At 70.9% G+C, this 13711-nt stretch carries 14 protein-coding genes; 2 read left to right on the top strand and 12 right to left on the bottom strand.

Annotated features, from left to right (window positions below):
- Positions 1–86: 86 nt before the first annotated feature.
- From AB5J55_RS26610 to afsQ1, 3 genes are read right to left on the bottom strand one after another with little or no spacing between them, the layout of a single operon-like run.
- A complete protein-coding gene (locus AB5J55_RS26610) occupies positions 87–749 on the bottom strand; it encodes a hypothetical protein (protein WP_369273047.1) in 663 nt (220 codons plus the stop codon).
- Complete coding sequence (locus AB5J55_RS26615; protein WP_369273048.1) at positions 749–2332, bottom strand: ATP-binding protein; 1584 nt, start codon at positions 2330–2332, stop codon at positions 749–751. The genes AB5J55_RS26610 and AB5J55_RS26615 overlap by 1 nt, the downstream gene beginning before the upstream one ends.
- Entirely contained in the window at positions 2329–3006 is a 678-nt protein-coding gene (afsQ1, locus tag AB5J55_RS26620) for a two-component system response regulator AfsQ1 (protein WP_031477770.1), read from the bottom strand. The genes AB5J55_RS26615 and afsQ1 overlap by 4 nt, the downstream gene beginning before the upstream one ends.
- Positions 3007–3273: 267 nt before the next feature.
- Between afsQ1 and AB5J55_RS26625 the strand changes: the two genes are divergently transcribed.
- A complete protein-coding gene (locus AB5J55_RS26625; protein ID WP_369273049.1) occupies positions 3274–4020 on the top strand; it encodes a SigE family RNA polymerase sigma factor in 747 nt (248 codons plus the stop codon).
- 194 nt (positions 4021–4214) lie between these two features.
- Here AB5J55_RS26625 and AB5J55_RS26630 read toward each other — a convergent pair whose 3' ends face one another.
- The 5 genes from AB5J55_RS26630 to deoC form a co-directional block, all read right to left on the bottom strand.
- Positions 4215–4556, bottom strand: coding sequence for a DUF6281 family protein (locus AB5J55_RS26630; RefSeq protein WP_369273050.1), 342 nt, complete (start codon positions 4554–4556; stop codon positions 4215–4217).
- Positions 4557–4617: 61 nt separating this feature from the next.
- Positions 4618–5262, bottom strand: coding sequence for a uridine kinase (locus tag AB5J55_RS26635; protein ID WP_369273051.1), 645 nt, complete (start codon positions 5260–5262; stop codon positions 4618–4620).
- A gap of 189 nt (positions 5263–5451) precedes the next feature.
- The gene (locus AB5J55_RS26640; RefSeq protein WP_369273052.1) at positions 5452–6372 is read right to left on the bottom strand and encodes an aldehyde dehydrogenase; all 921 of its coding nucleotides are present in this window, start codon (positions 6370–6372) and stop codon (positions 5452–5454) included.
- Positions 6373–7830, bottom strand: coding sequence for an aldehyde dehydrogenase family protein (locus AB5J55_RS26645; RefSeq protein ID WP_369273053.1), 1458 nt, complete (start codon positions 7828–7830; stop codon positions 6373–6375).
- 5 nt (positions 7831–7835) lie between these two features.
- Complete coding sequence (gene deoC, locus AB5J55_RS26650) at positions 7836–8798, bottom strand: deoxyribose-phosphate aldolase (RefSeq protein WP_369276307.1); 963 nt, start codon at positions 8796–8798, stop codon at positions 7836–7838.
- A gap of 237 nt (positions 8799–9035) precedes the next feature.
- Here deoC and AB5J55_RS26655 point away from each other — a divergent pair, with 237 nt between their 5' ends.
- Entirely contained in the window at positions 9036–9737 is a 702-nt protein-coding gene (locus AB5J55_RS26655; protein WP_369273054.1) for a PH domain-containing protein, read from the top strand.
- A 326-nt stretch (positions 9738–10063) separates the two neighbouring features.
- On the opposite strand, the gene AB5J55_RS26660 is transcribed toward AB5J55_RS26655, so the two are convergent.
- The 4 genes from AB5J55_RS26660 to AB5J55_RS26675 all read right to left on the bottom strand — a co-directional run bounded on the left by AB5J55_RS26660 (position 10064) and on the right by AB5J55_RS26675 (position 13656).
- Entirely contained in the window at positions 10064–11704 is a 1641-nt protein-coding gene (locus AB5J55_RS26660; protein WP_369273055.1) for a phospho-sugar mutase, read from the bottom strand.
- Positions 11705–11955: 251 nt separating this feature from the next.
- Positions 11956–12780, bottom strand: coding sequence for a purine-nucleoside phosphorylase (locus AB5J55_RS26665; RefSeq protein WP_369273056.1), 825 nt, complete (start codon positions 12778–12780; stop codon positions 11956–11958).
- A gap of 109 nt (positions 12781–12889) precedes the next feature.
- Entirely contained in the window at positions 12890–13168 is a 279-nt protein-coding gene (locus AB5J55_RS26670) for a hypothetical protein (protein ID WP_362385170.1), read from the bottom strand.
- Positions 13169–13218: 50 nt separating this feature from the next.
- Positions 13219–13656, bottom strand: a complete 438-nt coding sequence (locus tag AB5J55_RS26675) for a gamma-glutamylcyclotransferase (protein ID WP_328879680.1) — start codon at positions 13654–13656, stop codon at positions 13219–13221.
- Between the last annotated feature and the right edge of the window lie 55 nt (positions 13657–13711).

Here is a 13711-nt window from a genome sequence, read left to right on the forward strand (position 1 = left end):
ATCGGTTCCGGGAGAGGGCTTACTGGGGTGAGGCGTCCGCCACACGGGGCCTCCGGTGGTGGGGCCGCGCCGGGGGGCTTCCCCCGTCAGTTGTCCGTGATCTCCGTCGACGGGGGCTCGTTGCTGCCGGGGCGGGTGCGGACCTCGTCCGTGCATTCGTAGCGGCGCAATGGCTCGGCGCCCGGGCCGCCCAGGATCACCGAGCCGTCGCCCTCGGCCGCCGTCGAGTCCGAGAACGTGCAGACGATCTGGGCGAGGGCGTACGAGGTGAGGTCGTCGGGTGGTGTGCTCAGGCGCAGGGTCTCGTCGGGGTCGCCGGCGTGCGGGCCGCTCACGGCCATGGCGCCGCGTACGTCGGTGGTGTAGCCGGCCTCCTTCTCGGCGGCCGACGGCGTTGCCTCCAACTCGTCGAGCAGCCCCTGCGCCACCAGCACGCGCCGCGCCGAGTCCGCCGTACCGTCCGTCACCCGCACGGTTCGGTCCACGGCCACCAGCTGTGACCCGCACAGCAGGAAGACCTGCACCGAAAGCCCGCGCGTGGCCTGCGTCGACACGTTCGGCTCGGAGAGCGAGCAGTGCACGCGCGAGGGTGCGGGGCCGAAGTTGGTCGGTACCTCCGTGGAACGGATACCGCACCCGGTCAGCAGCGCGGCGGTCGCTGCGGAGAGGGCCAGGAGGCTGCCTACGCGCCTGCGGCGTACGTCCGCCCTGCCTCCGGCGCCAACGCCCGCCGGGCCGCGTACCTTCATCAGGCGTCCCCCTTCTTCGGCCCGTCGGAGCCCTTGCCGTCGGTCTCGTTGGCGTCCTGCTCTGCCAGTTTCGATGCGTCCCGGGGGAGGCGCAGGGTGAATACCGCGCCGCCGTCGGGGGAGTTGGCGGCGGTGATCTCGCCGCCGTGGATGTGAGCGTTCTCCAGGGCGATGGACAGCCCGAGGCCACTGCCCTCGGAACGGGGGCGGGAGGCGCTGGCCTTGTAGAAGCGGTCGAAGACGTGCGGGAGGACGTCCTCGGGGATGCCGGGGCCGTGGTCCCGTACGGCGATCACGATCGAGTCGTCCGCCTCCCGGACCGCGACCCGGACCGGCGAGCCGCCGTGCTTGAGCGCGTTGCCGATGAGGTTGGCCAGGATGACGTCCAGGCGGCGCGGGTCCAGGCGGGCCATGATGCCGCGCTCGGCGTCCAGGTCGACCGCGTCCAGCCAGGCGCGGGCGTCGATGCAGGCCGTGATCTGGTCGGCGAGGTCGACCTGGTCGAGGACCAGGCGGGCCGTGCCCGCGTCGAAGCGGGTGACCTCCATGAGGTTCTCGACGAGGTCGTTCAGGCGGCGGGTCTCGCTGACGACCAGGCGTACGGCCGGTTCGATCATCGGGTCCATGGAGCCGGTCTCCATCTCCAGCTCCTCCTCCAGCACCTCCGTAACGGCGGTGATCGCGGTGAGGGGGGTGCGCAGTTCGTGGGACATGTCGGCCACGAAGCGGCGGGACGCATCGTCCCGTCCGGCCATGTCGGCGACCCGTTTCTCCAGCGCCTCGGCGGCCTTGTTGAACGTCCGGGAGAGATCGGCCAGTTCGTCCGTGCCGGAGACGCGCAGGCGGGTGTCCAGCTTGCCCTCGCCGAGCCGGCGGGCGGCGGCACCGAGGCGTTGGACCGGCTTCAGTACGGTCGTGGCGGCGGCCTGCGCGAGCAGCGCGGAGCCGATCAGCGCGAGGCCGGTGGCGATGCCCAGCGACCAGGCGAGGGAGTTGAGGTCCTTGGCCTCCGGCTCCAGGGACTTGAGCATGTAACCGGTGGGGCCGCCGCCGATCACCTTCGTGCCGGCGACCAGGTAGGGGGTGTCGTCGGCGACTATCCGCTGCCAGTACAGGTGGTACTCGGCCTTGTTGGAGGAGTCGACCTGCTGCTTCTCGTTCACCGCCGTGCGCAGCGACCGGGGCACGTCCGCGAGCGTGAAGCCGTCCAGGCCGCCGGAGTTGCCGTACGCGGGCTTGCCGTCCGCGCCCTGGGCGACGAGCAGCACGCTGAAGCGCTGACTGCTGTTGGCCATCTGCCCGGCGGTGTGCTGCAGTTCGTCCTGCGTCGGCTCCTCGGGCAGCAGCCCCGCGCGGTTCTGCATCTCCTGCTCGAAGTCGCGCAGCACCGCGTCCTGGGTGCGGGTGAGCACCGCCTCGCGGTTGAGCCAGTACGCGATCCCGGACGCGGACACGGCGGCCGTGAGCGCCACGAGGCCGAAGACGACCACCAGTCGCAGGCGCAGGCTGGTGAAACGCAGCCTCGACCACACTCCCTTGCGAGCCGCGACCCAGCCGCGGAATCCCCCCTGCACGTCTGTCACTGAGGCGCGTCCAGGCGGTAGCCGACTCCGCGGACGGTACGGATGAGCGTGGGGGAGGACGGGACGTCCTCGACCTTGGCGCGCAGGCGCTGGACGCAGGCGTCCACCAGGCGGGAGTCGCCCAGGTAGTCGTGCTCCCAGACCAGGCGCAGCAGCTGCTGGCGGGACAGGGCCTGGCCCGGCCGGCGGCTCAGTTCGAGCAGCAGGCGCAGCTCGGTCGGGGTGAGCTGGAGGTCCTCGCCGTTCTTCGTCACGGTCATCGCCGCGCGGTCGATGACGAGGCTGCCGTAGGTCGCCGCGTCGTTCGACTCGCGCTCCCCGCGCCGCAGCACGGCACGGATCCGGGCGTCGAGGACCCGCCCCTGGACGGGTTTGACCACGTAGTCGTCGGCGCCGGACTCCAGTCCGACCACGACGTCGATGTCGTCGCTGCGCGCGGTCAGCAGAATGATCGGCAGCTGGTCCGTGCGCCGGATGCGCCGGCACACCTCGAACCCGTCGATGCCGGGCAGCATCACGTCCAGCACGATCAGGTCCGGCCGCTGCTCACGCAGCAGTTTCAGACCGTCCTCGCCGGTGGCAGCGGTGGCCACCCGGTGCCCCTGGCGCGTCAGTGAGAGCTCCAGGGCCGTACGGATGGCGTCGTCGTCCTCGATCAGCAACAGGGAAGGCACGGGGCTCATTCTGGCCCATGCGGGGGTGGTGTTTCGACACCTGTACGAGCTGTACGGCTACGGGCACGTAGCGCTCATGACTGGGTCCGCGCTGTCGCCCGCCTGGGGGCGACCTACGACACAGGCCCCTGTGACACGTCTGTGACAGTCGGCGGACACGGCCATGAAGGTGCCCCGGCAAGCTTTTCGGCACAGGCAGAACAGCAGGACGCAACACAGCAAGCAGCACCGAGCAGAACACCGGAAGTCCACGACGGGGGGCGCGAGATGAACACGCTGCACGGCACCAGCACCAGCGCAGTGATCACGCGTCTGCACGACGTGAACGGGGGCCGGGGTTCCGAGAAGTCCGGTGCCGTGAGCGGGCGGGGGTGCGCTCGCGGCACCGGGCGTCAGCACACCGCGTTCATGACGGTGGTTGACGGTTTCACGGGGGAAACGCACGGGGGAGCCGCGTACAGGGAGGACTCGGGGGAGCGTCGTCGCTCGCTGTCGGAGGCGGAGTTCACCGCCTACGTCCAGGAGCGCCGCGCCTCCCTGTACGCAACCGCCTACCACCTGACCGGTGACCGCTTCGAGGCCGAGGACCTGCTCCAGAGCGCGCTGTTCTCGACGTACAAGGCGTGGGACCGGATCAGTGACAAGGCCGCGGTCGGCGGATACCTCCGCCGCACCATGACGAACCTGCACATCAGCGCGTGGCGCCGCCGCAAGCTGAACGAGTACCCGACCGAGGAACTGCCGGAGACGCCCGGCGACACGGACGCGATGCGCGGCACCGAACTGCGCGCCGTCCTGTGGCAGGCGCTGGCCCGGCTGCCCGAACTCCAGCGGACGATGCTGGTCCTTCGTTACTACGAGGGCCGCACCGACCCGGAGATCGCGGACATCCTCGACATCAGTGTCGGCACGGTGAAGTCCAGCATCTGGCGGTCGCTCCGCCGGCTGCGCGAGGACGAGGTCCTCAGCTTCGGCCGTGACGAGGAAGACGCCTTCGGGGAGCTTGTCGCCTGAAGGTCCGGGGGGACCGTACCGGGGGGAATGCAACGGGGGAACGGTAGGTAGGGGGGACCCACGGGGGTCGGGGGGCCCACGGGGGACCAACGGGGGAAACACGGGGGAGTGCTCCCACGGGGGATACGGGGGAGCACGACGAGAGCGGGGCTGGAGGGCCGGGGGGTCCGTCCAGTCCCGTTCTTCGTGTGCGCTCAGCGGGCCTTCATGAGGATCGCTCCGGTGGGAGTGCCACCGACGGCGATGGCGACGGCCGGGTCCATTCCCTCGACCGCGTACGCGGTGATCCGCTGCTCGCCGACGGCGTCCGGGGGATCGTTCGGGGTGTCGTCGCACGCCGGGATCGTGGCGGTGCCCAGCTTCTTCCCGACGGTGAAGTCGGTGTTCGCGACGTCCGGGTAGGAGCGGTTCGCGTACGTCACCACGTACGCGCAGGACGCCTCGGCCGCACCGCCCGCCTCCGTACAGCCCACGGCCGCGGTGACGAGCAGGGCAGCCATGAGCAGGCGTCGGCCGGGCTGGAGGGCAGCGGGCATCGGCATTCCTCTCCGCGGGGACCGTTTTCGGGTCCTACGACGGAGAGGGCGCCGTGTTCGTTCAGGTGGCCGGCGTCGCCGGAGCGGCCGCCGGGCAGCGGCCCGCTGCGGCTGCGGTGAGGCGGCCCAGGGCCTCGTCCCTGTCGCAGGCGTGGGCGCCCAGGGACGTCTGGTGGGCGACGATCGAGCGTTCCAGGCGCATCAGGCGCCAGCCGCGGCGCAGCAGGAACGGGACCGACTTGCGACCCTCTCGCAGGTCGCGGACGAAGCGGCGGCGGAACGTCTTCACGGGCCCGCGGCTCAGGCACAGCGCGTCCGCGAGGAGGCCGAGCTCCCGGCAACGGGTCACGATCTCGGCCGCGAAGATGCCCTCGGCGATGAAGAGGGGGGTACGGCCGATGTCGACGGTCTCCTCGCCGGTGCGGGCGCTGAGGGAGATGTCGTAGAGGGGCACGTTCGTACGGCCCGTGCGGCACAGTTCCGCTATCGCCGCGACGGCCGTGTCGGCGTCCCACGAGTCGGGGTGGTCCCAGTCGATGTCGGAGCTCCCGAGGACCTGCGGCAGGGTCGGGTCGTCAGCCTCTTTGTAGAAGTCGTCGAGCCGCAGCACCGGAAGACCGGAGTGGGCGGCGAGAAGGGACTTGCCGGAGCCGGAAGGGCCGCAGAGCAGCACGACTCGCGTCGGTATGGGCGGATGGGAACTCACGGGACACCAGTGTGAGGCATCGCGGGGCCCGAGTACGACCCGGCGTACCGCAATTGAAGCGCGCGTCACACCTCACAGCCCTCTCGCGTTCACCTGACAACTCCTCGTCGCGACCGCACAGCAGAGAGCCGTGCCTCCCCCGGACGGAGGGGAGGCACGGCTCTCCGGTCTTCAGGGAGGCCCGGTACGTCAGTACGACGAGCCGGACGCCCCCAGCGAACCCGTCGGGTGCCAGACCGTCTTGGTCTCCAGGAACGCTGTCATGCGGTCGATGCCGGGGGCGGCGGCCCAGTCGTCCACAGGCTGTGGACGCAGGACGCGCTTGAGGTTGTCGGCCGCCGCGATCTCCAGTTCCTTCGCCAAGACGTCGTCGGCGCCGGCCAGGTCGATCGCGTTGACGTCCTGGTGCGCGGCCAGCGGCGTCGCGATCTCCGCCGTACGGCCGGACAGGACGTTGACGACGCCGCCCGGCAGGTCGGACGTGGCCAGGACCTCGCCCAGGGAGAGGGCGGGGAGCGGGGACTTCTCGGACGCCACCACGATCGCCGTGTTGCCCGTCGCGATCACCGGCGCCAGCACCGAGACCAGGCCCAGGAAGGACGACTCCTGCGGGGCGAGGACGGCCACGACGCCCGTCGGCTCGGGGGACGACAGGTTGAAGAACGGGCCCGCGACCGGGTTTCCGCCGCCGACCACCTGGGCGATCTTGTCCGTCCAGCCCGCGTACCAGACCCACCGGTCGATCGCCGCGTCGACCTGAGCCGCCGCCTTCGACTTCGACAGGCCCTCGGCGTCGGCGACTTCACGGACGTACTGCTCGCGGCGGCCCTCCAGCATCTCCGCGATGCGGTAGAGGATCTGGCCGCGGTTGTACGCCGTCGCGCCGGACCAGCCGCCGAACGCCTTGCGCGCGGCGACCACCGCGTCACGGGCGTCCTTGCGGGATGACAGCGGAACGTTCGCCAGCCAGTTGCCCTTCGAGTCCGTCACCTCGTACACCCGGCCGCTCTCGGAACGCGGGAACTTCCCGCCGACGTACAGCTTGTAGGTCTTGAAGACGGAGAGCCGCTCGGCGCGCTCGGTCTTGTCGTTCTTGTCAACCGTGCTCATTTATCGCTCGCCCTCCGGGCTCGACGGGGCGAGGTACGCCTCCAGGCCGTGGCGGCCGCCCTCGCGGCCGAAGCCCGACTCCTTGTAGCCGCCGAACGGCGAGGTCGGGTCGAACTTGTTGAACGTGTTGGACCAGATGACGCCCGCGCGGAGCTTGTTCGCGACGGCGAGGATCCGCGACCCCTTCTCCGTCCAGATGCCCGCCGACAGGCCGTACGCGCTGTTGTTGGCCTTGGCGACGGCCTCGTCCGGCGTGCGGAAGGTCAGGACCGACAGGACCGGGCCGAAGATCTCGTCGCGGGCGATCCGGTGCGCCTGGGTGACGTTCGTGAAGAGTGTCGGCGCGAACCAGTAACCGCTCTCGGGGAGTTCGCAGGCCGGCGACCAGCGCTCGGCACCTTCCGCCTCGCCCTGCTCGACGAGCGAGGTGATGCGGGTGAGCTGCTCCTCGGAGTTGATCGCGCCGATGTCGGTGTTCTTGTCGAGAGGGTCGCCGAGGCGGAGCGTGGAGAGGCGACGCTTCAGCGACTCCAGCAGCTCGTCCTGGATCGACTCCTGGACCAGCAGCCGGCTGCCGGCGCAGCAGACCTGGCCCTGGTTGAAGAAGATGCCGTTGACGATCCCCTCGACCGCCTGGTCGATCGGGGCGTCGTCGAAGACGATGTTGGCGCCCTTGCCGCCCAGCTCCAGGGTGATCTTCTTGCGGGTACCGGCGACGGTCCGCGCGATCTCCTTGCCGACCGCCGTCGATCCCGTGAAGGCGACCTTGTTGACGTCCGGGTGCGCGACGAGCGCGGCGCCGCTGTCGCCGTAGCCGGGAAGGATGTTGACGACGCCCTTGGGCAGGCCCGCCTGGCGGCAGATGTCCGCGAAGAACAGGGCGGAGAGCGGGGTGGTCTCGGCCGGCTTCAGCACGACGGTGTTGCCGGTCGCCAGCGCCGGGGCGATCTTCCACGCCAGCATCAGCAGCGGGAAGTTCCAGGGGATGACCTGGCCGGCCACACCGAGGGGCCGCGGGCTCGCGCCGAAACCGGCGTGCTCCAGCTTGTCGGCCCAGCCCGCGTAGTAGAAGAAGTGCGCGGCGACCAGGGGGAGGTCGGCGTCGCGGGTCTCCTTGATCGGCTTGCCGTTGTCCAGCGTCTCCAGGACGGCCAGCTCACGGCTGCGCTCCTGGATGATCCGGGCGATACGGAACAGGTACTTCGCGCGCTCGGAGCCGGGCAGCGCGGACCACTTCACGAAGGCCTTGCGGGCGGCCTTCACGGCGCGGTCCACGTCCGCCTCGCCGGCCTGGGCGATCTCGGCGAGGACCTCCTCGGTGGACGGGGAGACGGTCTTGAAGACCTTGCCGTCCGCCGCCTCCACGAACTCGCCGTCGATGAACAGGCCGTACGACGGCGCGATGTCGACGATCGAGCGGGACTCGGGGGCCGGTGCGTATTCGAATACCGATGCCATGGTGATCAGTCCACCGTCACGTAGTCGGGGCCGGAGTAGCGGCCGGTGGCCAGCTTCTGACGCTGCATCAGCAGGTCGTTCAGGAGCGAGGAGGCGCCGAAGCGGAACCAGTGGTTGTCCAGCCAGTCCTCGCCGGCGGTCTCGTTGACCAGGACGAGGAACTTGACGGCGTCCTTGGTCGTCCTGATTCCGCCGGCCGGCTTCACACCCACCTGGATGCCGGTCCGGGCGCGGAAGTCACGCACCGCTTCCAGCATAAGCAGGGTGTTCGCGGGAGTGGCGTTGACGGCGACCTTGCCGGTGGACGTCTTGATGAAGTCGGCGCCCGCCAGCATGCCGAGCCAGCTCGCGCGCCGGATGTTGTCGTACGTCGACAGCTCGCCGGTCTCGAAGATGACCTTGAGGCGGGCGGACGCCCCGCAGGCCTCCTTCACGGCGACGATCTCGTCGTACACCTTCATGTAGTTCCCCGCGAGGAACGCCCCGCGGTCGATGACCATGTCGATCTCGTCCGCACCGGCGGCGACGGCGTCCCGGACGTCCGCCAGCTTCACACCGAGGGCGGCCCGCCCGGCCGGGAAGGCGGTGGCGACCGAGGCGACCTTGACCGAGGAGCCGGCGACGGCCTCCTTGGCGGTGGCCACCATGTCGGGATAGACGCAGACGGCCGCGGTCGCCGGGGTCGTCCGGTCACTCGGGTCGGGGTGGACCGCCTTGGCGCCGAGCGCCCGGACCTTGCCCGGGGTGTCCGCGCCTTCCAGCGTCGTCAGGTCGACCATCGAGATGGCGAGGTCGATGGCGTACGCCTTGGCGGTCGTCTTGATGGAACGGGTACCGAGGGACGCGGCGCGCGCCTCCAGGCCGACCGCGTCGACGCCGGGCAGCCCGTGAAGGAAGCCGCGCAGCGTGCTGTCGGACGCGGTGACGTCCGTGAGGGCGTGAGCTGCGGTAGATGCATTGGTGGGCATGGTCACCAGACGAGCATATCTACGCGCGTAGCGGCTGTACACCCCGAGGGCAAGGGAACTGTTCTGCGGTGCGGGAACGGTCCGCACATCGCACAACGCAGGGCAGCCGCCCAACCCAGGGGGCGCGGGGAACTGCGCGGCCAGCCACCGACCACCCGGACCCGCCCGCAAACCCATCCCCCACGGCGATGAGGCACCCCGCCGAGCCGCCGGCAGGCATACGGCAGAATCGGCCCCATGACGACCCCGGAACCCCAGCCCCCCACCCCGGCCCCCGTGTCGAAGGACCGCGTCTACCGCTCGCCCATGGGCATGATCGGCGGCGTCGCGCTGCTCGGAATCGCCCTCTGGCTGGGCATCGACGCACTGATCCGGGGCGAGGGCCGCACCCAGTGGGTGGCGCTCGCGGCGCTGATCCTGATCGTGCCGCTGGTGTCCGCGTTCACGCTGAGGCCCGCCGTCTACGCCAACGAGGACCGGCTGCGTATCCGCAACCCGCTGCGCGTGATCGTGCTCCCGTGGGGACAGGTCGCCGCACTGCGGTCCAGCTACTCGAACGAGGTCGTCGACAAGTCCGGCACCAAGTTCCAGCTCTGGGCGGTGCCGGTCTCGCTGCGGGCCCGCAAGAAGGCGGCACGGCGTTCGGCCCGGGCCGCGGCGGAGCGGAGCGCTGCCGCGCGGGGTGAGCGGGGCGGCCGCGCCGGCGGGGGGATGGGGTTCGGCGGGCTCGGGTTCGGGGCGCCGCGAGGGGATGTCGACCTGGACGGCCCGGCGCGGGCCGAGACCGACAAGGTCATGGACGACCTGCGGGAACTGCTGGAGCAGCGGGAAAAGCTGGAGTCCTCGCAGGGTGAGGTCACCGTGCGGTGGGCCTACGAGGTGGCGGGGCCGGTCATCGCCGGGGCTGTGCTGCTGGTGATTCTGCTGGCGACGGGCTGACGCGTCGGGTCCGAGCAGCTGGTGCGGGGCGCCTGCGCGGGGGCGGTGAGCCGGACCGGGCTTCGCCGTCGCGGGTGGTGGTCGCTCGGGGAGTCGGCCGGACGGTCGTGGACACGGCGGCGGCTCCGGACAACTCGGTGACGTGCTTGCCCGTCCACCGCTACCCGTCCACCGCTGCCCGTCCACCGCTGTCCGTCCACCGTTGCCTGTGCGCCGGGGCCGGGTGTGGAGCCCGGGTCAACCACCGCGAGGAAATCGCCCGAAGGGGTGCCTCCGAATGGAGGCACCCCTTCGCGAACGACCAGAACTCTTCCTGTTCGTACGGCTCAGATGCCCGCCGCCGCCGACAGATCCCGCTTGATCGTCGCGAGCCGCTCGGCCGCCTCGGCGCGGGCGGCCGGGAGGTCGGCATGGGCCGCGACCGGGACGACGACCTCCAGGTAGCACTTCAGCTTGGGCTCAGTGCCGCTGGGACGGACGATCACGCGGGCGCCCTCGAGCGTGTAGCGCAGGCCGTCGGTGGGCGGGAGGGTGTCCGTGCCCTGGGTGAGGTCCTCGGCGCGGGTGATGGCCAGCCCGGCGAGCTCGGTCGGCGGCTGCTCGCGCAGCTGCCGCATGGCGTCGGCGATGACCGACAGGTCCTGGACGCGCACCGAGAGCTGGTCGGTGGCGTGCAGGCCGTGGGTCACGGCGAGGTCGTCGAGCAGGTCGAGGAGCGTGCGGCCCTCGGACTTCAGGACGGACGCGAGCTCGGTGATCAGCAGCGCGGCGGTGATGCCGTCCTTGTCGCGTACGCCCTCGGGGTCGACGCAGTAGCCGAGGGCCTCCTCGTAGCCGTAGCGCAGACCCTCGACGCGGGCGATCCACTTGAAGCCGGTGAGGGTCTCCTCGTACGGCAGCCCCGCCTTCTCCGCGATACGGCCGAGGAGGGACGAGGAGACGATGGACTCCGCGAAGGTCCCGCGTGCTCCACGGCTGACCAGGTGGGCGGCGAGCAGGGCGCCCACTTCATCGCCGCGGAGCATCCGCCACTCGTCCCCGCTCTCCCCGTCCCGCACGGCCACGGCGCAGCGGTCGGCGTCGGGGTCGTTGGCGATGACGAGGTCGGGGGCCGTCTCGCGGGCCTTGGCGAAGGCCAGGTCCATCGCGCCGGGCTCTTCCGGGTTGGGGAAGGCGACGGTGGGGAAGTCCGGGTCGGGCTCGGCCTGCTCGGCGACGAGGGCGGGGGCGGGGAAGCCGGCGCGCTCGAAGGCGGCGAGGAGGACGTCCTTGCCGACACCGTGCATCGCCGTGTAGACGGTGCGGGCGGTGCGCGGGGAGTCGGGGGACAGGACCGCGTCCGTGCGGGCGAGGTAGGCGTCCAGGACGCTCTCGTCCAGGGTCTCCCAGCCCTCCGTGGGGCGGGGCACGACGGTGAGGGACGGCACCGCGGCGATCTCCCGCGCGATGTCGATGTCCGCGGGCGGGACGATCTGGGAGCCGTCGCCGAGATAGACCTTGTAGCCGTTGTCGCGCGGCGGGTTGTGGCTCGCGGTGACCTCGACTCCGGCGACCGCGCCGAGGTGCCTTATCGCGTACGCGAGGACCGGTGTGGGGAGCGGGCGGGGCAGCACGGCGGCGCGCAGGCCCGCGCCCGTCATCACGGCGGCCGTGTCCCGGGCGAAGTCCTCCGACTTGTGGCGGGCGTCGTAGCCGATGACGACGAGTCCGTCCTCGTGGCCCTGCTTCTTCAGGTACGCGGCGAGGCCGGCCGCGGCGCGGATGACGACCGTGCGGTTCATGCGCATCGGGCCGGCGCCGAGCTCGCCTCGCAGGCCTGCGGTGCCGAACTGGAGGGTGCCGCTGAAGCGGGCGGCGAGTTCCTCGACGTCCGCGGCGTCGATGAGCTTGGCGAGCTCGTCGCGGGTCTCCGGGTCCGGATCCTCGGCGAGCCACGCCTGGGCCAGGGCGATGAGATCGTCGTGCACGTCGGTCAACCTCTCGTTCTTGTGGTGGGGAGGGGGGCTGAGGGTGGCATGGTTCTCGCCCCCGCCGCCCCTACCCGTCCCGTACCTGGGGGCTGCCGCCCCCAGACCCCTGCTTCGGCCTGAACGGCCTCGTCCTCAAACGCCGGACGGGCCGAAAAACCAGCCCCTCCGGCGTTTGAGGAGCGGGGTCGAAGGGGCGGTGCCCCATCAAGGACGGGAAGGGTAGGGGCGGCGGGGGCGAAGAGAACGCCCTACAGACGCCCCAGCACCTGCGCCAGCAGCGACCCCATCTGCGTGGCCGAGTCGCGCCCGGCCTGCAGAACCTCCTCGTGGTTCAGCGGCTCACCCGTCATCCCCGCAGCAAGGTTCGTCACCAGCGAGATCCCCAGCACCTCGGCCCCCGCCTCACGCGCAGCGATCGCTTCCAGCACCGTCGACATGCCCACCAGGTCCGCCCCGATGACCCGAGCCATCCGGATCTCGGCCGGCGTCTCGTAGTGCGGCCCGGGGAACTGGGCGTAGACGCCCTCCTCCAGCGAGGGGTCGATCTCCTTGCACAGGGCCCGCAGCCGCGGCGAGTACAGGTCCGTGAGGTCGACGAAGTTCGCGCCGATGATCGGGGACGTCGCCGTCAGGTTGATGTGGTCGCTGATCAGGACCGGCTGCCCGGGACGCATGCCCTCACGCAGACCGCCACAGCCGTTGGTGAGCACGACCGTCTTGCAGCCGGCGGTCACCGCGGTACGCACCCCGTGCGCGACGGCGGCCACCCCGCGGCCCTCGTAGTAGTGGGTACGGCCCAGGAAGACCAGTGCACGCTTGTTGCCGATCCGGTAGGAGCGGATCTTGCCGCCGTGCCCTTCCACCGCCGGCGGGGGGAACCCCGGCAGCTCGGTGACCTGGAACTCGGCCTCGGGTTCGCCGAGGGCGTCCACGGCCGGAGCCCAGCCGGAGCCCATCACGAGGGCGACGTCGTGGGTCTCGGCGCCCGTGAGTTCGCGCAGGCGTGCGGCGGCGGCGTCGGCGGCGGCGTGCGGGTCGCCCTGGATGTCGTCCGGAAGAAGAGATGCGTTCACGCGACTGAGGGTAGCCGGTTTGGGCCTACGCGCGTAGATGACAGAGCTCACGGGATGGCGATCGTTGTCTTGTCGTTTCCAACGAAGACCGCGCCCGAAAGCGGCACGCTCACTCCTCGGGAATGAGGACGTCCTTGTCGTTGAAGACCTCGACGATGAAGATCAACAGCCGGCCGCGGCTGACCGTGTACTCCACGAGGACGTTCTGCGTGAGCCGGATCGTACGATCGTCGCCCGTGGAGCTTATGGGCCGTGACACCGAGAGGAACGGGTCGCGGGCCAGTAGCGCGATGCCCTTGTCGAACGCGTTGCGCTGCCTGTCGTCGAGCCGGTCACGGGCCTCGGCGGCCTGCACCGTGTAGTAGACGTCATACGTGGTGGGGGCCATGAGTTCTCCCGATGATGGGCCGATTCGCCCAGTCTAGGAGTCGCCCTCCGTCAGCAGGGGCGCTTCCGCAGCTCCATCACGTAATCGTGTGGCGCGCCGGCCGACTCCGCCGCGTCCGCGACCTCGCCGAGGTACCGCGCGGACGGCAGCCCGCCCTCGTACGCGTTCAGCACGTACACCCACGCCGACTCCTCGCCCTCCAGCGTGTGCACGCGCACCCGGAGCCGGCGGTATATGCCGAGACCGACGCCCTCCCAGCGGTCCAGGGAGTCCTCGTCCATCGGGGCGACGTCGTACAGCGCGACGAAGACCTGCTCGCCGGGTTCCTCGACGAGCGTCGCCAGCGCGCCGTCCCAGCCGAGCTGCTCGCCCCCGAACGTCAGTCGCCACCCGTTCAGCCAGCCGGTGGCGCGCAGCGGCGAGTGCGGGGCGCGGCGCGTCATCAGCCGCGCGTCGAGATTGCCGGCGTACGCGGCGTAGAGCGACATGGGGAGAGGGTACGGCAGGTGAATCGTGTGCCCCTCCCGTAACGGTGGTGTCTCG

Source organism: Streptomyces sp. R11 (assembly GCF_041051905.1).
Taxonomy (GTDB): Bacteria; Actinomycetota; Actinomycetes; order Streptomycetales; family Streptomycetaceae; genus Streptomyces.

Coding starts and splice junctions, on each gene's coding strand:
- AB5J55_RS26610 (WP_369273047.1), bottom strand. CDS start 749: ATGAAGGTACGCGGCCCGGCGGGCGTTGGCGCCGGAGGCAGGGCGGAC.
- AB5J55_RS26625 (WP_369273049.1), top strand. CDS start 3,274: ATGAACACGCTGCACGGCACCAGCACCAGCGCAGTGATCACGCGTCTG.
- AB5J55_RS26630 (WP_369273050.1), bottom strand. CDS start 4,556: ATGCCCGCTGCCCTCCAGCCCGGCCGACGCCTGCTCATGGCTGCCCTG.
- AB5J55_RS26640 (WP_369273052.1), bottom strand. CDS start 6,372: ATGAGCACGGTTGACAAGAACGACAAGACCGAGCGCGCCGAGCGGCTC.
- AB5J55_RS26645 (WP_369273053.1), bottom strand. CDS start 7,830: ATGGCATCGGTATTCGAATACGCACCGGCCCCCGAGTCCCGCTCGATC.
- deoC (WP_369276307.1), bottom strand. CDS start 8,798: ATGCCCACCAATGCATCTACCGCAGCTCACGCCCTCACGGACGTCACC.
- AB5J55_RS26655 (WP_369273054.1), top strand. CDS start 9,036: ATGACGACCCCGGAACCCCAGCCCCCCACCCCGGCCCCCGTGTCGAAG.
- AB5J55_RS26670 (WP_362385170.1), bottom strand. CDS start 13,168: ATGGCCCCCACCACGTATGACGTCTACTACACGGTGCAGGCCGCCGAG.
- AB5J55_RS26675 (WP_328879680.1), bottom strand. CDS start 13,656: ATGTCGCTCTACGCCGCGTACGCCGGCAATCTCGACGCGCGGCTGATG.